At 60.2% G+C, this 17,370-nt stretch carries 20 protein-coding genes; 14 read left to right on the top strand and 6 right to left on the bottom strand.

What is annotated here, in order from left to right; genetic code table 11:
- Positions 1-57 precede the first annotated feature (57 nt).
- The 4 genes from Q1A20_RS15570 (at position 58) to Q1A20_RS15585 (ending at position 2,855) form a co-directional block, all read left to right on the top strand.
- Positions 58-762, top strand: coding sequence for an ABC transporter permease (locus tag Q1A20_RS15570; RefSeq protein ID WP_299405556.1), 705 nt, complete (start codon positions 58-60; stop codon positions 760-762).
- The gene (locus Q1A20_RS15575) at positions 756-1,472 is read left to right on the top strand and encodes an ATP-binding cassette domain-containing protein (protein ID WP_299406608.1); all 717 of its coding nucleotides are present in this window, start codon (positions 756-758) and stop codon (positions 1,470-1,472) included. The genes Q1A20_RS15570 and Q1A20_RS15575 overlap by 7 nt, the downstream gene beginning before the upstream one ends.
- Complete coding sequence (locus Q1A20_RS15580) at positions 1,469-2,275, top strand: substrate-binding domain-containing protein (RefSeq protein WP_299917508.1); 807 nt, start codon at positions 1,469-1,471, stop codon at positions 2,273-2,275. Before Q1A20_RS15575 ends, Q1A20_RS15580 begins: the two co-directional genes overlap by 4 nt.
- A gap of 121 nt (positions 2,276-2,396) precedes the next feature.
- Complete coding sequence (locus Q1A20_RS15585) at positions 2,397-2,855, top strand: hypothetical protein (protein WP_299917511.1); 459 nt, start codon at positions 2,397-2,399, stop codon at positions 2,853-2,855.
- Between the two features lie 110 nt (positions 2,856-2,965).
- Here Q1A20_RS15585 and Q1A20_RS15590 read toward each other — a convergent pair whose 3' ends face one another.
- From Q1A20_RS15590 to Q1A20_RS15605, 4 genes are read right to left on the bottom strand one after another with little or no spacing between them, the layout of a single operon-like run.
- On the bottom strand, positions 2,966-3,460 hold the full coding sequence (locus Q1A20_RS15590; protein WP_299405551.1) for a DUF6505 family protein: 495 nt from the start codon (positions 3,458-3,460) through the stop codon (positions 2,966-2,968).
- Between the two features lie 10 nt (positions 3,461-3,470).
- Complete coding sequence (locus Q1A20_RS15595; RefSeq protein ID WP_299405548.1) at positions 3,471-4,175, bottom strand: biotin/lipoate--protein ligase family protein; 705 nt, start codon at positions 4,173-4,175, stop codon at positions 3,471-3,473.
- Positions 4,172-5,239 carry an Mrp/NBP35 family ATP-binding protein gene (locus Q1A20_RS15600; protein ID WP_299405546.1) on the bottom strand — a complete coding sequence of 356 codons (1,068 nt, stop codon included), beginning with the start codon at positions 5,237-5,239 and terminating at the stop codon, positions 4,172-4,174. The genes Q1A20_RS15595 and Q1A20_RS15600 overlap by 4 nt, the downstream gene beginning before the upstream one ends.
- Before the next feature lie 6 nt (positions 5,240-5,245).
- The gene (locus Q1A20_RS15605; protein WP_298970715.1) at positions 5,246-5,446 is read right to left on the bottom strand and encodes a DUF6494 family protein; all 201 of its coding nucleotides are present in this window, start codon (positions 5,444-5,446) and stop codon (positions 5,246-5,248) included.
- A 107-nt stretch (positions 5,447-5,553) separates the two neighbouring features.
- Here Q1A20_RS15605 and Q1A20_RS15610 point away from each other — a divergent pair, with 107 nt between their 5' ends.
- The gene (locus Q1A20_RS15610) at positions 5,554-6,285 is read left to right on the top strand and encodes a cytochrome c (protein WP_299405542.1); all 732 of its coding nucleotides are present in this window, start codon (positions 5,554-5,556) and stop codon (positions 6,283-6,285) included.
- Here the strand turns inward: Q1A20_RS15610 and Q1A20_RS15615 are convergent.
- The gene (locus tag Q1A20_RS15615; RefSeq protein WP_299405539.1) at positions 6,279-8,234 is read right to left on the bottom strand and encodes a 4Fe-4S binding protein; all 1,956 of its coding nucleotides are present in this window, start codon (positions 8,232-8,234) and stop codon (positions 6,279-6,281) included. The genes Q1A20_RS15610 and Q1A20_RS15615 overlap by 7 nt on opposite strands.
- A gap of 325 nt (positions 8,235-8,559) precedes the next feature.
- Between Q1A20_RS15615 and Q1A20_RS15620 the strand changes: the two genes are divergently transcribed.
- The 8 genes from Q1A20_RS15620 to Q1A20_RS15655 all read left to right on the top strand — a co-directional run bounded on the left by Q1A20_RS15620 (position 8,560) and on the right by Q1A20_RS15655 (position 15,552).
- Positions 8,560-9,129, top strand: coding sequence for a DUF3305 domain-containing protein (locus Q1A20_RS15620; protein WP_299917516.1), 570 nt, complete (start codon positions 8,560-8,562; stop codon positions 9,127-9,129).
- A complete protein-coding gene (locus tag Q1A20_RS15625) occupies positions 9,126-9,728 on the top strand; it encodes a DUF3306 domain-containing protein (protein ID WP_299405536.1) in 603 nt (200 codons plus the stop codon). Before Q1A20_RS15620 ends, Q1A20_RS15625 begins: the two co-directional genes overlap by 4 nt.
- Complete coding sequence (locus tag Q1A20_RS15630) at positions 9,725-10,333, top strand: molecular chaperone (RefSeq protein WP_298970721.1); 609 nt, start codon at positions 9,725-9,727, stop codon at positions 10,331-10,333. Before Q1A20_RS15625 ends, Q1A20_RS15630 begins: the two co-directional genes overlap by 4 nt.
- Before the next feature lie 53 nt (positions 10,334-10,386).
- Positions 10,387-10,578, top strand: a complete 192-nt coding sequence (locus Q1A20_RS15635) for a twin-arginine translocation pathway signal protein (RefSeq protein WP_299405533.1) — start codon at positions 10,387-10,389, stop codon at positions 10,576-10,578.
- Positions 10,579-10,656: 78 nt separating this feature from the next.
- On the top strand, positions 10,657-13,554 hold the full coding sequence (locus Q1A20_RS15640; RefSeq protein ID WP_299917521.1) for a formate dehydrogenase subunit alpha: 2,898 nt from the start codon (positions 10,657-10,659) through the stop codon (positions 13,552-13,554).
- 15 nt (positions 13,555-13,569) lie between these two features.
- A complete protein-coding gene (gene fdh3B / locus Q1A20_RS15645; protein WP_299917524.1) occupies positions 13,570-14,166 on the top strand; it encodes a formate dehydrogenase FDH3 subunit beta in 597 nt (198 codons plus the stop codon).
- Between the two features lie 79 nt (positions 14,167-14,245).
- Positions 14,246-15,427, top strand: coding sequence for a formate dehydrogenase subunit gamma (locus Q1A20_RS15650; RefSeq protein ID WP_299917527.1), 1,182 nt, complete (start codon positions 14,246-14,248; stop codon positions 15,425-15,427).
- Positions 15,424-15,552 carry a hypothetical protein gene (locus tag Q1A20_RS15655; RefSeq protein ID WP_299917529.1) on the top strand — a complete coding sequence of 43 codons (129 nt, stop codon included), beginning with the start codon at positions 15,424-15,426 and terminating at the stop codon, positions 15,550-15,552. Before Q1A20_RS15650 ends, Q1A20_RS15655 begins: the two co-directional genes overlap by 4 nt.
- Before the next feature lie 16 nt (positions 15,553-15,568).
- On the opposite strand, the gene Q1A20_RS15660 is transcribed toward Q1A20_RS15655, so the two are convergent.
- Positions 15,569-16,225: a GntR family transcriptional regulator gene (locus Q1A20_RS15660; protein ID WP_298970728.1), complete on the bottom strand. Its 657-nt coding sequence runs from the start codon at positions 16,223-16,225 to the stop codon at positions 15,569-15,571.
- 139 nt (positions 16,226-16,364) lie between these two features.
- On the opposite strand from Q1A20_RS15660, the gene dctP reads away from it, so the two are divergent.
- Entirely contained in the window at positions 16,365-17,345 is a 981-nt protein-coding gene (gene dctP / locus Q1A20_RS15665; protein ID WP_299405525.1) for a TRAP transporter substrate-binding protein DctP, read from the top strand.
- Positions 17,346-17,370: the final 25 nt, after the last annotated feature.

Genomic DNA, 17,370 nt, shown 5'->3' on the forward strand with positions numbered 1-17,370 from the left:
TGTCATAGGACTGTGCAACTGATTTTTGAACGCGTTGCAGATGACCCGGCCTGAGACATGAACGATATCTATGAAGGGCTGGTCGCCGCGTTCTGGCTGGTTGTGACCCTCGATTCCGACCTGATGCAAATCAGCCTGCGTTCGCTGCAGGTGAGCCTCTCGGCACTGCTCATCGCATCGGCCATTGCCTTGCCGCTTGGCACGTTTCTGGCGATCCGGCGGTTTCGGTTCCGGCGGTTGGTCATCTCATTGCTGAACGCCCTGATGGGGCTGCCGCCGGTCGTTGTCGGGCTGATTGTCTATATCCTGCTGTCGCGTTCCGGGCCTTTTGGTGTGCTGGGCCTACTCTTCACGCCCACGGCGATGATCATCGCGCAGGTGATCATCATCACGCCGCTCATTGCCTCCATTACCCATCAGGCGATGCGCGAGCTTTGGGCGGAATACCACGACCTGCTGATCTCGCTCAACACCAGCCCCCGGCAGCGGATCAAGACGCTGATCTGGGACGGGCGGCGCAACCTGCTGACCGCCTCACTGGCGGGTTTCGGGCGGGCGATTGGTGAGGTGGGGGCGATCATGATCGTCGGTGGCAACATCGATAACGCCACCCGCGTGCTGACCACGGCCATCGCGCTGGAGACGGGCAAGGGCGACTTCGCTCTGGCGCTGGCCCTGGGCTTTGTCCTGATTGCCTTGGCCATTGGCATCAATATCTGCATCCACTGGCTGTCCCGCACGGAACGGGAGGGGCGCTGGTGAGCACGATCCTTCCCCTGATCCTCAAGGATGTGGCCGTGCGGCGGCGCGGCAAACGCCTGCTGGGGCCGGTTGATCTGACGCTGAAATCCGAGGGCCTGACCATGATTGTCGGCCCAAATGGCAGCGGCAAAACCACGCTGCTGCGGGTGATGCACGGTGTCGAACGGCTTAGCAGCGGCTCGGCGACATGGGCGGTCGCCGAGGCGGAAGCGCGCCACCGCCAGTCCTACGTCTTTCAGACGCCGATCATGCTGCGCCGGACCGTCGCTGATAACCTGCGATATCCGCTGCAATTGATCGCTACGCCACGCGCGGAAATCGAGACGCGCATCGCCCGTTGGGCCAAGCGCATCGGGTTGGAAGAGCGCATGGGTCTGCAGGCCACCCGGCTTTCCGGCGGAGAAAAGCAGAAACTGGCGCTGGCGCGGGCGCTCATCCGCAAGCCGGATGTGCTGTTTCTGGATGAACCCTGCGCCAATCTGGACGGCGCCTCGACGCGGGACATCGAAAGCATCCTGCAAACGGCCCTTTCCGAAAAAACCCGCATTATCATGACCACACATGATCTAGGTCAAGCCAAACGGTTGGCGCGTGATGCAATCTTCATGTTGCATGGCGTCGTGCATGAAACCGGTCTCGCAACGGGTTTTTTCAGCGCGCCGCAGACCGCCGAATTGCAGGCGTTTTTCAGAGGAGACATCATCGCATGATCACGCGCATCGCTGCATTGTTCACCGCGCTTTCATTGAGCACCACCGTTCTGGCAGAGGACATCAAGCTGGCGGTGACAACGTCGTTTGAGAACTCAGGTCTGGCCGACATCTTGTTGCCGGCCATCAAGGAAGACCTTGATCTGGATGTGCAATTGCTGGTCGTCGGCACCGGGCAGGCGCTGCGTTTAGGGCAGGCGGGGGATGTCGATGCGATCCTTGTGCACTCCCGTGCGGCGGAGGAAAAATTCGTGGCCGAAGGCTATGGCACCTACCGCCGCGAGATTATGTACAACGATTTTGTTTTCATCGGCCCCAAGGATGATCCCGCGGGCGTTGGCAAGGCGACATCCGCAGTCGAGGTCCTGAAACGCATCGGCGTAACCAAGCCCGCCTTTGTCAGCCGCGGCGATGACAGCGGCACTCACAAAAAGGAAATCGCGTTGTGGCGGGCTGCCGATCTTGCGCCTGAGACCTTTGGCGCGTGGTATCGCGCGGTGGGCGCTGGCATGGGCGCTAGCCTGAACACGGCTGCGGGTCTGGACGCTTATATTCTGGCCGATCGGGCGAGCTGGCTGAACTTTGGCAACAAGGCCAACCTCGATCTGCTTTATGCGGGGGATGCAGCACTTTTTAATCAATACGCCTTTCTGGCTGTGAACCCCGAAAAGCAAGCACATGTGCGCAATGATCTGGCGGTGCAACTGGAAGACTGGCTGGTCAGCCCGCGCGCGGCAGAGCTGATCAATAGCTACACGATCAACGGCGAGACGCTCTTTACCTTCAACGCGGCGCCTGAGTGATCCCAGAGCGGTCAGGGCGGCTAGGACGCAATGACTGCTTTGAGCCCAAAGTGACATCTATCAGCGCCCGTTGGAACGTGGTAGCCGGAGGCCTGTGCCTGCAAGCTATTGGACTTAAGGAATGCTCAACCCAAGATGCACTGTCATTTTATTTTCCCTCGTATTAGCTGGCTGTGCGGAGGGACAATGGACTCCACAAAGCCCAAATGCCCGCCCAGGCTCAGACCTCCTGCCACCAAGTTTTGCAGGTAACTTCTTCACAGAGATTTGTCTGACCACAGCACCAAGCTTCGAGAAGGTCCAGCAAGCAATTGCAGGTGAGCCGTTTGTCCAAGACCAAAAAACCGGAACCTACTTCCACAAATTCGCGGATCTATCAATAAAGGTCAGCGACTATGGATGTTCTCTGGTCTTTAAGTCTGAATTAAGCATCGATGAAACAGTTTCCGAACTCGCAACAGGTGTTACGAAGAATGCAGCGAATTGGGGTGTGGACATACCACCGAACATTGATGTTACCTCCGATGCGTCGCCAGACGGGCGAGGCAGGTATTTCCGCATTGGAGTCCCAAGACCATAACACCATGAGCCGCTAAACGGCGGTTTTGTCCCGCTTGCCGTCCCCTACTTCGCGACGCTTGTTGATGTGCGGTTGTTTGTCAGCATCAACGGGTTTTGGCTCAGCTGCCTCTAATGCTGATGCGGTTCGTCGTCCAGTGATCCGTGGATGGCGAACTGCTCGATACCCGCATCTTGCGGCTCAATTACGCGGTAGCTCTCTTTCACGCCGGCATCCGTCAACTCGCGCGTGACGGTAAGCAGCGTATTGAACTCCTGATCTTCGCAGAGCGCGACCATCTGGCTGATTTCTTCCATCGCCACCCCCATTGCAGCCTCCACAGAAGGGGCGCCGTAGATGTCGACGAAATGCTGCGCGAGGACGGCCGCAATCGCGTCGCGCTCGTTTTCCTCGATCTGGGTGACGGCGACAAAGCTGGCGCGGCCAAAGGTCTCCACCCCCATCCAGCCATTGGTGAAGGCCTGTTTTGCCTTGCCGGTCAGATCGCCGTCCGACCAGTTGGAAAATTCAAACCCGCCCGAAATGCACCATTCGCCAGTGCGTGCGGGGCTGTGAAAGACGCGGGTGTCGCTGTCGTCGAAATGAATGGCACGGGCCAGTTTCATGAAACCTCCATCAGGTCGCGGGCGTCAGAGTTTGGGTGATCGGTATCATCGCTGTCTCATCCGCGCCCTGCAACAGCATTCCGAAGCTTTCATCGACACCCAGAAACCTGCCCGACTGCGCGCCAATCGTCGCGCTCTCGCCGATGCCATGGGCCAGGCCGGTCCATTCGTCATGCACCGGTTTGACGCCTTCGTCGCTCCATCGGTTGATCCAGACCAGCGTGTGGCGCGCCCAGGCCTCCAGTAAACCAGTGGCATCCACCTCGCTGCAGCCTTCGTCAAAGAGCGTGGTTTCATCGGGCGTGGTGCCCTTTTCCGACCCCTCCGACCAGAGGGTAAGCATCAGGCCAACGACCAGCCAATCGGGTTCAATGTTTGGGTTCTCCGGAGCGGCCATTACCTGCAGGGCACCGCACCTGGCGCCGTTCACGCGGATGCCGCCGCCCCATTCCAGATGCACGGAAACCTCGGGCGGAGCCAATGCGCCTAGCGCATTCTGAAAGCCGATCCCGCAAATGGCCAGCATGATCATCGCCTTGTGCAATGGAACCTCGGGGGCAAAGACGATGGCCGCGCGCAAGGCATCCAGCGTGATGTCATAGGCAACGAGGCCTGCGTCACAGCCCGCGCGCGCCTCTGCGCAGGCCACGGCCATCGGATCCGCACCAGCAGTTGCAAGCGCCTGGAAAAGCGGTGGGAACTGTGGGCCGCTCATGCTTTCCCGTTGTCAATCAGAGTGCGGGCGACGGCGCGAAACGCATCCGCCTGGGCGCTGTCCGGCTTGGATACCACAATCGGGGCGCCGCCATCTGCGGCCATCCGGATATCAAGATGCAACGGGATTTCCGCCAGCAGCGGCACGCCGAGCTTTTCCGCCTCGCTGGCCACGCCGCCATGGCCAAAGACATGCTCTTCGTGTCCGCAGTTGGAACAGATATGCGTCGACATGTTTTCGATCATGCCCAGGAGGGGTGTGCCCAACTGGTTGAACATATCGATCCCCTTGCGCGCATCCAGCAGCGCCACATCCTGCGGTGTTGAGACGACCACAGCGCCGTCAACCTGGAACTTCTGCGTCAGGGTCATCTGAACGTCACCGGTGCCGGGCGGCAGATCGACGATCAGCACATCCAGCGCGCCCCATTGCACCTGGGTCATCATCTGCTGCAAAGCGCCCATCAGCATCGGACCGCGCCAGACCACCGCCTGATCATCGTTTGTCATCAGCCCGATGGACATCATGGTCACGCCGAAGTTGCGCATCGGCAGAATGGTCTTGCCATCCGGGGACGCGGGACGCCCGGAGACCCCCAACATGCGCGGTTGCGAGGGTCCGTAGACATCCGCGTCCAGTAGGCCGACGCGCCGCCCCTCGGCGGCCAGCGCGCAGGCAATGTTCGATGCTACGGTGGATTTACCAACCCCCCCTTTGCCCGAGGCGATGGCGATGATCCGGTCAATACCGGGGATTTTCTGCGGGCCGCTGGGTGTGGATTTTTGCGGTTTCAAATCCGGTGGGGCGGCGGGCGTGCTATGCGCCGTCATGACGACAGAGACGGTACCGACGCCGCGCATCGCCTTCACGGCGGTTTCCGCGGCGGTCTGAACATCCGCGTAAAGCGTGGCCTGCGAGGGGGGCACTTCTAGCACGAAACGCACGTCAGAGGTGTCGCTGACGGTCAGCGCCTTGACCAGCCCTGCGGCCATGACATCGGTTTCGGTCACCGGATCGGTTACCGTCTTCAGAACGTTCAAAACGTCGTCGCGCGTCAGGCTCATATGGGGTTATCCGTCTTCCCGGCCAGTGATCTGGCCCGTCACTGTGTGTTCGAGATCAAGACCGTCGACCGTCAGCACCACTTTGGCGCTGAACGTCTTGCCGCTGGTGTCACCGGCGGTGCGCATGGCCTCCTCGATGGCTTGCTGGGAGGTCACACCGACCTGCTTGAGGAATTTGCGCATGGACATGTTGAAATCATCGCTCATTCTGGGCTCCTTTTGGCTGCTTTGAGAGGGGATGCTTTGGAAAACTTGACGGTTTGGCGAGGCTGGTTCTACGTTGAACCTCTTACCAGCTGAATTTGGGAGGGTTTGTGCGGGGGATCTTGGCGGCTTTGCTGGTGATCTGTGCGATGCGGCCTGTTGCTGCACAAGAAGAGTTGCGGCTCGCGGTTCCGACCCTGCTGGAACAATCGGGTTTCGCCCAATTTGTGGTCCCTCGGTTTGTGTTGAAAACCGGCGTTCGCATCACCCGCGTGGGGGAGAGCGAGGCCGCGGGGATGCGGTTTACCACCGAGGGGCGCGCGCTCTTTGAAGGGCTGGGCGCGCGTTGGGGCTTTGAGCATGATGGCGGGGAGGGGGCTGAACGCTTTGCGACCTGGCTGCGATCCGACATCGGCAAGCGCACAATTGAGAGCTTTGTCGCGCCTGACGGCAGCCGTTTTTCCGTACAGGTGAAGGCGGTGGCGGTCACGCCGGTCTTGCGCTACGACGGCGACCCGGTCGCAGGTGAGACCCTTTCGCTCAGCATGTGTGGGCGGTGCCATGTGATCAACGAAAAGAACCGGATGAACGGCATGGGCGCCACCCCGTCCTTTGCGGTGTTGCGGGGCCTGAGTGATTGGGATGATCGGTTTGCAACGTTTCATCTGCGCAATCCGCACCCGAGTTTCACACAGATCGAAGACATTACGGACCCCTTTGACCCCACACTGCCGCCCCCCATTGTGCCAATGGAGATGACGCAGAAGGATCTTGAGGCGATCCTTGCCTATGTCTCCGGGATCACCCCAGCGGATCTTGGTGCGCCTTTGCAAACTCAGTGATCCTTGCGCTTGCTCAGGTAGTCATCCGTGGTGCGGACACGCGGGCGCTCTTTGCTGGCAAAGGGATTGTTTTGCGAATGGTATTGCGCCTGAATGCGGCAATTGTCGCACATCTGGATCATGCGCGCGGTTTGCGGATTGGCAAACATGGAATGCTTGCCGGCGAGCTTTTCCATGATCCGCTCGACCGTGGATTTTGACCCGAAGAGCGCGCCGCACTCGACGCAGGGAAAAGGTTCTTCCTCATTCACCACCGCTTGGGTAAAGGCCGCGTCCGTCAGGTTCAACTGTGGGGTCAGGGTGATGGCGTCTTCGGGACAGATGTTGCTGCACAACCCGCATTGCAGGCAGGCGCTTTCCTGGAAGCGCAATTGCGGCTTGTCGGGATTGTCGCCCAAAGCGCCCGCGGGGCAGAGGGATACGCAGGACAGGCACAGGGTGCAGGCGTCCTGATCCACCAGAATGGCCCCATAGGGCGCTGCGGCTGGGAGGGGAATGGTTTCCGCCTCCGGTTGCAGCGCCTGTGCGGCCAGGCGCGTCACTTGACGCCGTGATCCGAGCGGCAGGATCGGCGTTTCAACGGCGGCTCCGGGTTCTGCGGTATATAAGGCGTCGCTGAGCGCATCAGGGTCGTTGACATCAATCAGCGCAATGGCATCCCGCCCGGCGATGGCGCGGGCCAGCTTGGCTTCATCCTCAAGCACGGGGCGTTCGCTGCGGGGGCCGAGCACAATCGAAACAGTGCTGAAACCGCAGGCCAGGGCGGCCAGCATTTCGGCATGACCAAACCCGGAAAGTGCCGATACCGACAGAGGAATGACATCTGCTGGCAAACCCCGGCCATACCGTGCCGCGAGAGAGATCAATTCCGATCCGAATTCCGCGTCATGCACCAGCACGCGCGGGTCCGTTCCGCCCGCTTTGCGGTAGGTGCTGGCCAGTGTGTTCAGACGGGCAAACAGACTGGAGACGGGCGGCGCGTCATAGGTGATGGCCTCTGACGGGCACAGGGCGGCACAGGCGCCGCAGCCTGCACAAATCATCGGATCGATGGCCACATGCTCCCCGGCGGAGGTGATTGCACCCGTGGGACAAATGTTGAGGCACTTTGAACAGGCCGCCTGTTCCGCCCGCGAATGCGCGCATAGCGATTCCTCCAACCGGATATAGAGCGGCTTTTCAAAGGTGCCGATCATCGTCGAGGCGTTGAGCACGGCCTGCGCCACGGCGGTCTGACTGCCGGGATCTGCGCGCAGGTAACCGTCACGTTTTTCGGGCGCCGGGAACAGAGGCGCCTCGCCGCTCAGATCCAGAATGACATCGCATTCCGAAAGCGCACCGTCACTGGCGGGTGTCCAATCCGCTGCCCCGCGCCCTCCGGCGATGATCTGCTGGAAGTGATCGATGCGCAGGCTGAACCGCCCAAGCGTGCCGGTGGCGCGCGCGAGGGTCCCGCTGACACTATCGAAGGGCAGGCCGGGGCTGGTGTCCACCGGCGTGGGGGTCAGCAAAGTTACCGCCAGCATTTTGGACAGATCCCGCGCGGCCTGCTGTGCAACGTCACCCGACCCGATGATCAGGCAGGCACCGTTGGAAACCACATCCACCGTGCGTTCATTCGGCGTCGGCAACAACGCCTCTGCGGCGAGCGCGGCCATTTTCGGGGCGGCCTGCGATCCCTCATCGCTCCAGCCCGCGCGGTCGCGCAGATCGACAAATGCAGGCTCTGCGACCTCAATCTCTTCGGCCAACTCTCTGAAAAGCGGTGCTTCTTGCTGACAGGCAACCATCGTCTCGCCCTTGGCCATCAGTGCTGCCGTCTCTTCGATCTGCGCGCCGCAGGCATGGGTGAACATCTTGGAACAGGTCAGCCCGGTTGCTTCCGCAACGCTCTGCGCATCAACGGTCTGGCTGCCGAGGCAGTCACACAGGATAATGGTTTTGGTCATCTCTCCCCCAATGACGCGATGCGCTGTTGCGGGGTCCCGCGCTGCGCCGATGCATAGCTATTCAGGAATTTAGGGTCTCGTAAACTGGATTCGACCCCGCAGGTGTTTCAAGCCATGAATTATCTGCCTGCTATTATCCATTTAATTCCAGGGCGTTGCAAATGCAGGATCGACAAAGGGCAGAGATTTCATGCCTTTGGCAAAATGCAAGAGACACCAACGACTTGGCAACAACGGAATGTGTACAGGTGCATGCATATTTTTCTAGGATAACGGGGATGATTTGGTAAGGTAAGGACAAGTACAGCGCGCTTGGGGAGAAGTTTTGGGAGTCGTCTATCCAAATTCACAATCTTTGAAGCTTGGTGTTGTGTTGCGCCGGTCGCCGGGTGTCACCGCCTGGGCCAAGTGGATTTGGACCGCAACTTCGGTTATTCCGGGCGCGCCACAGGCCTCCTGGAAACTGTTGCGCGAAGAGGGCGAGACCACCGAGTATCACGCCTCTACCCATGAACTGACGCTCTATGTTTCCGATACCGAAGCCTATGCGCATGAGCTTCAGGCGGACCAGCCATCGGTTTACGTGGTGATGCGGACGGTCGACGACGCCGAAATGCCCCTGAGCATTCTGCACGTGACCGTGTCGCCCTATGAGGCGCAGGATTATTGCGACAGCGGTGAAGAGACCGTGGAGCGCGTGGCGATGCCCGCTGCTGTTCATGCCTGGGTCGGGGCGTTCGTCAACGAACACCATGTCGAGGAAGAATTCATCAAGCGCCGTCGCGACAAGCTGCATGTCGACCGCAAGGATGACGGCATCGGCGATGCCCGGATCGCACAGGCCACGGATGTCTACCGGGCGCCGACCGGCGGGCCACGGGAGGCTGCAGAATGAGCGCGCAACCGTCATTCTGGGCGCGTCGCCGCGCGGCGGTGCAGGCGGAGGCGCAGGCGGAACTGCGTGCGCAAGAACTGGCGGCGGAAGCCGAGCGCGCTGCGGATCACGCGGAAAAAGACGACGAGACATTGCTTCAGGAAATGGGGCTGCCAGACCCGGATGGTCTGGAGGCGGGTGATGACTTTGCCGCCTTCATGGCGCGGGATGTGCCTCGCCATTTGCAGAACAAGGCCCTGCGCAAGCTGTGGCGCAGTAATCCGGTTCTGGCCTGTGTCGATGGTCTGAACGAATATGATGATGATTACCGCGCGGCCATGCTCGCGGCTGAACCGATCAAAACCGCCTATCAGGTCGGTAAGGGCATGATGGCGCATCTGGAAGAGATGGCGCGCCAGAAAGAAGCCGCGGAACAGGTGGCTGAAGCGCCCGATCTGGCAGAAGAAACGCCGGAAAGTGACGCCCAAGCGTTGGTCGAAGAAAATGTGGCAACGGCAGAGCCGATTGCAGAGGCGCCGGCGCCCGCGATGGACGAAGCGATGGATGAGGCACCCGCGCCGCGCCGGATGCGTTTCCGCTTCGAGGAGGCGACCACATGACCGCAACCGCCGAGACATTGGATATCGCGCCCGAAGATCGCCTGCGGGCTGATCTCTACAATTATCTCGGCCTGCTGCTGGCGCGCCCTGCGGATCAGATGCTGCTGGACCAGACGGCGGGGCTTGCGGGCGACGACAGTCCGATTGGTCAGGCGATCAACGGGCTGGCGCGCGTGGCCAAGGCCACCAAACCGAAGTCAGCCGAACGCGAGTTCAACGCATTGTTTATCGGCCTGGGGCGCGGTGAATTGCTGCCCTATGCCAGCTACTATCTGACCGGTTTCCTGAACGAAAAGCCTCTGGCCAAACTGCGCCAGGACATGGTGGCGCATCAGATGGCCCGGGCGGATAACGTCTTTGAGCCCGAAGACAGCATGGCCGCGCTGATGGAAATGATGGGCGGCATGATCGTGGGTCGGTTTGGCCAACCCGCGGCACTCGATCAGCAGCGGACATTCTTTAACAACCACATCGCCCCATGGGCCACGCATTTCTATACGGATCTGGAGGCGGCCAAAGCGTCGGTTCTCTATGCCTCCGTTGGTGCGGTCGGGCGCGAATTCATGGCCATCGAGAAAGAAGCATTCAGACTGACGGCAGATTGATCTGCCACAAGGGGCGGGACGCCGCCCAGGACAAGACGAAAGGGAGAAGTGATATGGCAAAGACATCTGAAGGCGATACCAACCGCCGGGATTTCCTGAAATTGGCGGGCACGGCAGCCCCTGCCGCCGTTGCGGCGGTCGCCGCAGGTTCCAGCGCTGCTGCGGCATCCGAGGTGGATCCCTCTGCTGACACCATGCAGGACACGGCACATACGCGCGCGTATTTCGACAGCACACGCTTCTGAAGCCTTTCACGTCTCAGCTATGGGCTGAGCGATAATAGATAACCCAGCCACCTTACCGGGGCAGCAAGGGAGGACAACATGCTAAGGAAAAAGACCAATCGGGTCTCACATCGCGCAGGACGCACCAACATCCTGTCCGAGGTCGGATCGAAATCAGTGGACCGCCGGGCATTTTTGCGCGGATCTGGTCTCGCCATCGGTGGCTTGGCCGCCATCTCCGCGACGGGGGGCTCTGTCACCCAAGCGTCGGCTGCCGCTGCTGTGGGCGGTGCGGTTGAGACCATCAAATCGGTCTGCACGCACTGTTCCGTGGGCTGCACGGTCATTGCCGAGGTGGCCAATGGCGTCTGGACCGGGCAGGAGCCCGGCTGGGACAGCCCCTTCAACCTTGGGGCCCATTGCGCCAAAGGGGCCGCTGTACGCGAGCACGCTCATGGCGAGCGTCGCCTGAAGTATCCGATGAAGAAGGAAGGCGGGGAGTGGAAACGCATTTCCTGGGAAGAGGCCATCAACGAGATCGGCGATGGCATGATGAAGATCCGCGAAGAAAGCGGACCGGATTCGGTTTATTGGCTGGGATCCGCGAAATCGAACAATGAACAGGCCTATCTGTTCCGCAAATTCGCCGCCTATTGGGGCACCAACAACGTCGACCATCAGGCGCGGATTTGTCACTCCACCACGGTAGCCGGTGTGGCGAATACATGGGGCTACGGCGCCATGACCAACAGCTACAACGACATCCACAATTCCAAGGCGATGTTCCTCATTGGCGGCAACCCTGCAGAGGCGCATCCGGTGTCGCTGCTGCACATGCTGAAGGCCAAGGAACAGAACAACGCGCCCTTTATCGTTTGCGATCCGCGGTTTACACGGACAGCAGCGCATGCAGATGAATATGTGCGCTTCCGTCCGGGCACTGACGTGGCGCTTGTCTGGGGGATCCTCTGGCACATCTTCGACAACGAGTGGGAAGACAAGGAGTTCATCCGCACCCGTGTCTGGGGCATGGATCAAATCAAAACCGAAGTGGCCAAATGGACACCTGAAGAGGTGGAGCGGGTCACCGGTGCGCCGGGCAGCCAGCTCAAGCGCGTCGCGCGCACCCTGGCCAACAACCGCCCCGGCACCGTCATCTGGTGCATGGGCGGCACGCAGCACACCAACGGCAACAACAACACCCGTGCCTATTGCGTGCTGCAGCTGGCCCTGGGCAACATGGGCACTGCGGGTGGCGGCACCAATATTTTCCGCGGCCACGACAACGTGCAAGGCGCCACGGACCTTGGCGTTCTGGCCAACACGCTGCCAGGCTACTATGGCCTCTCGGACGGATCATGGGCGCATTGGGCCCGTGTCTGGGAAGAGGATCTGGATTGGCTGAAGGGCCGTTTTGCCGTCATGGAAGGCGCTGGCAAGGATGGCGGCGACCGGATGATGATCAATGAGACCGGCATCCCGGTGTCGCGCTGGATCGACGGCGTACTGGAAGATGCGGAAAACATCGACCAGCCCGATAACACCCGCGCCATGGTCCTCTGGGGGCACGCCCCGAACTCGCAGACCCGTCAGAAAGAGATGAAGACGGCGATGGAGAAGTTGGACATGCTGGTCGTTGTCGACCCCTATCCAACGGTGACGGCGGTGCTTCAGGACCGTCAGGATGGTGTGTACCTGCTGCCGGCCTGCACGCAGTTCGAGACACGCGGGTCCGTCACGGCCTCCAACCGGTCGCTGCAATGGCGTGACAAGGTGGTTGATCCACTGTTTGAATCGCTGCCCGATCACACGATCATTTCGATGTTCGCCAAGAAATTCGGCTTCCACGACAAGATCTTCCGCAACATCGCGATGGATGGTGACGAGCCGGTGGTCGAGGATATCACCCGCGAATTCAACCGCGGCATGTGGACCATTGGTTATACCGGTCAATCGCCGGAGCGTCTGAAAATGCACATGGCGAACCAGCACACCTTTGACCGCACAACGCTGCGGGCGGTCGGCGGCCCGGCAGATGGGGACTTCTACGGTCTGCCATGGCCAAGCTGGGGGACCGCCGAGATGAACCACCCAGGCACGGCGAATCTCTATGATATGTCGATCCCGGTGGCCGAAGGTGGCCTGGCCTTCCGGGCGCGCTTTGGCGTGGAACGCGATGGTGACAATCTGCTGGCGGAAGGGGTCTCCAACCCCGGCGCGGAAATTCAGGATGGCTATCCGGAATTCACCATGCAGATGCTGATGGACCTTGGCTGGGACGGTGATCTGACCGCCGAGGAACGGGCATCCATTGATGCCGTGGCCGGACCTAAGACCAACTGGAAAACCGACCTCTCGGGGGGCATCCAGCGGGTTGCGATCAAGCATGGCTGCGCGCCCTTCGGGAACGCCAAGGCCCGCGCGGTTGTCTGGACCTTCCCCGATCCGGTGCCGGTGCACCGTGAGCCGCTTTACACCAACCGCCGCGATCTGGTGGCCGATTATCCGACCTATGAGGACAAGAAATTCTGGCGCCTGCCGACGATGTACAAGTCGATCCAGGACAAGGATTTCTCTGCGGATTATCCGATTGTGCTGACCTCCGGGCGGCTGGTCGAATATGAAGGCGGCGGGGACGAGACGCGCTCCAACCCGTGGCTTGCGGAACTGCAGCAGGACATGTTTGTCGAAGTGAACACCCGCGATGCCAACAACCTTGGTATCCGGGACGGCGAGCAGGTCTGGGTCGAGGGGCCCGAAGGTGGCAAGGTCAAAGTCATGGCCATGGTCACCGAGCGGGTCGAGGCGGGTGTGGCCTTCATGCCCTTCCACTTCGGTGGGCACCTGGAAGGTGTTGATCTGAGGGATAAATATCCCGAAGGCGCCGACCCTTATGTTTTGGGGGAAAGCAGCAACACCGCGCAGACCTACGGCTATGACAGCGTAACCCAGATGCAGGAGACCAAAGCGACTCTCTGCAAAATCTGGGCAGCATAAGGGAGGACATGAAAAATGGCCGCTAGAGCAAAATTTCTCGTCGACGCTGAACGCTGCATCGAATGCAATGCTTGCGTCACCGCCTGTAAAAACGAACATGAAGTGCCATGGGGCATCAACCGCCGGAAGGTCGTTACAATCAATGACGGCTCGCCCGGGGAACGGTCGATTTCCGTGGCCTGCATGCATTGTTCGGACGCGCCCTGTATGGCCGTCTGCCCGGTGGATTGCTTCTATCAGAACGAAGAAGGTGTCGTTCTGCACTCCAAGGACCTCTGCATCGGCTGCGGATACTGTTTCTACGCGTGCCCCTTCGGCGCGCCGCAGTTTCCGCAGGCAGGCAACTTCGGATCCCGTGGCAAGATGGACAAATGTACCTTCTGTGCCGGGGGACCAGAGGAAAACAACTCCACAGCGGAGTTTGCCAAATACGGTCGTAATCGCATCGCAGAGGGTAAGCTGCCGATCTGTGCGGAGATGTGTGCCACCAAGGCGCTGCTGGCGGGCGACGGTGACATTGTTGCCAACATCTACCGCGAGCGGGTCGTGGCCCGCGGCTTCGGCTCCGGCGCCTGGGGGTGGGGCACCGCCTACGATCAGAAAGGCGGCTGACGGCCGACCGACTGCTTGAACGATCTCAGGGGCGGCTCATCGGGCCGCCCCGGATGTCTTAGCCAAACTGGAGTTTCCAATGCTTCGTCTTCTTTGCCTCCTGGTGTTCACAATGACGCTGACGGTTTCGGCGCAGGCACAAGAGGCCGAGCCCACTGATCGTAGCGCGACAGGTGGGGCGCAAACCCTCGAAGACATCATGAAACGTCAGGAAGGGCTGAAACTGGATGACAGTTTCCGCAGTGGTGTGACGGGCAGCCCTGACAATGCAGCGCCGATTTCCGACCAGCTTGGCACGTTGGGCGGGGCGTCAGACCCTGATCTCTGGCGCGCCTATCGCTACAATTCCGCGGCCATCACCACGCAAGCGCGGGGGCCTGCGGTTGACGTGCTGATCCAGGATGGCGGGATGCGCTGGCTGCTGTTCCGCGAAGGTCCTTTGCTGACCTATGGCATGGGGTCGCTGGGGGTGATGGTCGTGTTGCTGGTGCTCTTCTATCTGATCCGGGGCAAAATCCGGATCGATGGTGAAAAGACCGGACAGACCATCCTGAGGTTCAAATCGGCGGAACGGTTTGCGCATTGGCTGCTGGCGGGGTCCTTCATCCTCTTGGGGATCACGGGCATCATCACGCTGGCCGGGCGCAAGTTTTTCATCCCGCTCTTTGGACATGAGGCCTTTGCCACCGTAGCTGTGGCCTCCAAATGGATCCACAACAATGTCGCCTGGGCCTTTATCCTGGCGCTGGTGCTGGTCTTTGTCTTCTGGGTTGTGCACAACCTGCCGGACCGCACCGATATCAACTGGATCCTCAAGGGCGGCGGTATCCTGGGCGGCGGTCACCCACCCGCGAAAAAATTCAACGCCGGTCAAAAACTGATCTTCTGGTCGGTGATCATTCTGGGCGGGTCTATTGCCGCCTCCGGCCTGTCACTGCTCTTCCCGTTTGAGCTGCCGATGTTCGCCGCCACCTTTGACAAGCTCAATGCGCTGGGATTGCCGCAGCTGGTGGGGTTGGGGGAGCTGAATACCGCGCTCGCCCCGCATGAGGAAATGCAATACGCGCAGCTTTGGCACGCGATTGTCAGCTTCGTGCTGATGGTGATTGTCATTGCCCATATCTACATCGGCTCTGTCGGTATGGAAGGCGCCTATGACGCGATGGGCAAGGGCGAGGTCGAATTGCAGTGGGCGCGTGAGCACCACAGCATCTGGACGGCGGAGGTCGAAAAGGCCAAGTCAGAGGCAAGTTCCACATGAGAGAGATTGTTCTCGCAGCGCTCGCCATGGTCGTGATTTCCATCGGTGCAAATTTCGTGCTGAAAGAAGCTGGCTTTTCCGCCGAGGAACAGACCACCGGGCAGGCGGTGCGGCTGGACGATTAAGCCTACTGCCCGGGCCCTACTGCGCCGCGGTGCGCAGTTCCGTCATGAGGTGGCGGAATTTTTCACCCTGAATGCCCACATGATCCCGCAGCGCATTTGCCGCGCGCGGTGCGTCTCCGGCTTTGAGTGATGCGACAATCTCTTCGTGTTCGGCCATGGATTGCGCCATGCGCCCGCGCAAGCGCAGTTGCAAGCGCCGAAAGGGCTTGAGCCGGCGGTGCAGGCGCAACGCCTGTCCTGCGAGATAGCTGTTACCGGATTGGGCATAGATGGTGTGGTGAAAATGCTCGTTTTCACGATAATAGCCATCGGTATCCTGTGAGGCGATGGCGTCACGACACCGGGCGTTTGCGCCTTCCAGCTCGGCCAGCGCCGCGTCCGAAATCCGCAGGGCTGCCAAACGCCCGCAAACCCCTTCGATCTCGGCCATGGTTTCAAACATTTCCATCAATTCGACGGGACCGGGTTGCCTTACAAAGACGCCGCGCCGGGGCAGCTGCTCGGCAATGCCGGAGGCCACCAGGCGCTGTAGCGCCTCGCGGATCGGGGTGCGGGAGACGCCGAATTGCTTGGCGAGCCTAATCTCGTCCAAACGATCACCGTCATTGAACTGTCCGGTAAAGACCAGTTCTTCCAAGGCGTCGGCGATCCTGTCTGCATGTCTAATGTCCATACGCGAACTATAAGAAAGATTTGCGCACGCAACAATCCCATTATTGTATACAAAAATATTGACTCTGGATGCGAGAATCTGAATGCTGATCCATGAGCTGGGCATCGAACGCCAGCACTCTGGGAGGATGACAATGAAAATGAAACTGCTTTCCGCAGCTCTTGCAGCTGCTCTTGCAACGGTTGCCGCCTCGGCGCAGGCAACAGAATTGCGCCTGTCGCATCAATGGTCCAATAAGGATGTGCGCCATCAGGTGGCACAGATCATCGCGGATGAAGTTGCCGCCGCCGATGTCGATCTGGAGATCAAGATTTTCGGGTCCAAGTCGCTCTTCAAGCCGCGCGAGCAATATAAACCCCTGAGCCGGGGCCAGCTGGACATGACCGTGCTGCCGCTGAGCTATGCGGGCGGCCAACAGCCGGCCTATAACCTCACTTTGATGCCGGGTCTGGTCAAAAACCACGATCACGCAGCGCGGCTGAGCGACAGCCCCTTCATGGCGGAACTCGAAGCGAAGATGGCCGATGACGATGTGATGGTGCTGGTCCACGGCTATCTCGCCGGTGGTTTTGTCGGCAAGGATAAATGCATCACCAAGCCCGAAGATGTCGTGGGTCAGCAAACGCGGGCGGCGGGCAAGGCCTTTGAGCAGATGCTTGCGGGGGCAGGGGCGTCGATTGCCTCGATGGCGTCCTCGGAGATCTACAATGCGATGCAAACCGGGGTGCTGACGGCCGCGAATACCTCGTCGTCGTCGTTTGTATCCTACCGGATTTACGAGCAGGTCGCCTGCTATACGCCCGCCTCAGATGTGGCGCTGTGGTTCATGTACCAGCCGGTTCTGATGAACAAATCCACCTTTGAGGGGCTGACTGAAGGCCAGCAAGCAGCGCTTCTGGAGGCTTCCGCCAAGGCCGAAGCCTTCTACCTGGAAGAAGCCAAGAAACAGGACGCGGCCTCGGTCAAGGTGTTCCAGGACGCCGGTGTAGAAATTGCTGAAATGACGGCTGAGGACTTCGCCGCGTGGCAGGAGATCGCCAAGGAGACCTCGTTCAAGGCCTTCGTCGATGAGGTGCCGGACGGTCAGGCATTGCTCGATATGGCTTTGGCCGTAGAATGATCTACTCCGGGCGGTGAGAAATCAC

The sequence above is a fragment of the uncultured Roseobacter sp. genome (genome assembly GCF_947501835.1).
GTDB lineage: Bacteria > Pseudomonadota > Alphaproteobacteria > Rhodobacterales > Rhodobacteraceae > Roseobacter.

Bases quoted from the DNA above. Each gene is read 5' to 3' on its own strand.
- Q1A20_RS15570 (WP_299405556.1), top strand. From the start codon at position 58: ATGAACGATATCTATGAAGGGCTGGTCGCCGCGTTCTGGCTGGTTGTG.
- Q1A20_RS15640 (WP_299917521.1), top strand. From the start codon at position 10,657: ATGCTAAGGAAAAAGACCAATCGGGTCTCACATCGCGCAGGACGCACC.
- Q1A20_RS15660 (WP_298970728.1), bottom strand. From the start codon at position 16,225: ATGGACATTAGACATGCAGACAGGATCGCCGACGCCTTGGAAGAACTG.
- Q1A20_RS15630 (WP_298970721.1), top strand. From the start codon at position 9,725: ATGACCGCAACCGCCGAGACATTGGATATCGCGCCCGAAGATCGCCTG.
- Q1A20_RS15580 (WP_299917508.1), top strand. From the start codon at position 1,469: ATGATCACGCGCATCGCTGCATTGTTCACCGCGCTTTCATTGAGCACC.
- Q1A20_RS15595 (WP_299405548.1), bottom strand. From the start codon at position 4,175: ATGAGCGGCCCACAGTTCCCACCGCTTTTCCAGGCGCTTGCAACTGCT.
- Q1A20_RS15625 (WP_299405536.1), top strand. From the start codon at position 9,126: ATGAGCGCGCAACCGTCATTCTGGGCGCGTCGCCGCGCGGCGGTGCAG.
- Q1A20_RS15615 (WP_299405539.1), bottom strand. From the start codon at position 8,234: ATGACCAAAACCATTATCCTGTGTGACTGCCTCGGCAGCCAGACCGTT.
- Q1A20_RS15585 (WP_299917511.1), top strand. From the start codon at position 2,397: ATGCTCAACCCAAGATGCACTGTCATTTTATTTTCCCTCGTATTAGCT.
- Q1A20_RS15590 (WP_299405551.1), bottom strand. From the start codon at position 3,460: ATGAAACTGGCCCGTGCCATTCATTTCGACGACAGCGACACCCGCGTC.
- dctP (WP_299405525.1), top strand. From the start codon at position 16,365: ATGAAACTGCTTTCCGCAGCTCTTGCAGCTGCTCTTGCAACGGTTGCC.
- fdh3B (WP_299917524.1), top strand. From the start codon at position 13,570: ATGGCCGCTAGAGCAAAATTTCTCGTCGACGCTGAACGCTGCATCGAA.
- Q1A20_RS15600 (WP_299405546.1), bottom strand. From the start codon at position 5,239: ATGAGCCTGACGCGCGACGACGTTTTGAACGTTCTGAAGACGGTAACC.
- Q1A20_RS15655 (WP_299917529.1), top strand. From the start codon at position 15,424: ATGAGAGAGATTGTTCTCGCAGCGCTCGCCATGGTCGTGATTTCCATC.
- Q1A20_RS15650 (WP_299917527.1), top strand. From the start codon at position 14,246: ATGCTTCGTCTTCTTTGCCTCCTGGTGTTCACAATGACGCTGACGGTT.
- Q1A20_RS15605 (WP_298970715.1), bottom strand. From the start codon at position 5,446: ATGAGCGATGATTTCAACATGTCCATGCGCAAATTCCTCAAGCAGGTC.
- Q1A20_RS15635 (WP_299405533.1), top strand. From the start codon at position 10,387: ATGGCAAAGACATCTGAAGGCGATACCAACCGCCGGGATTTCCTGAAA.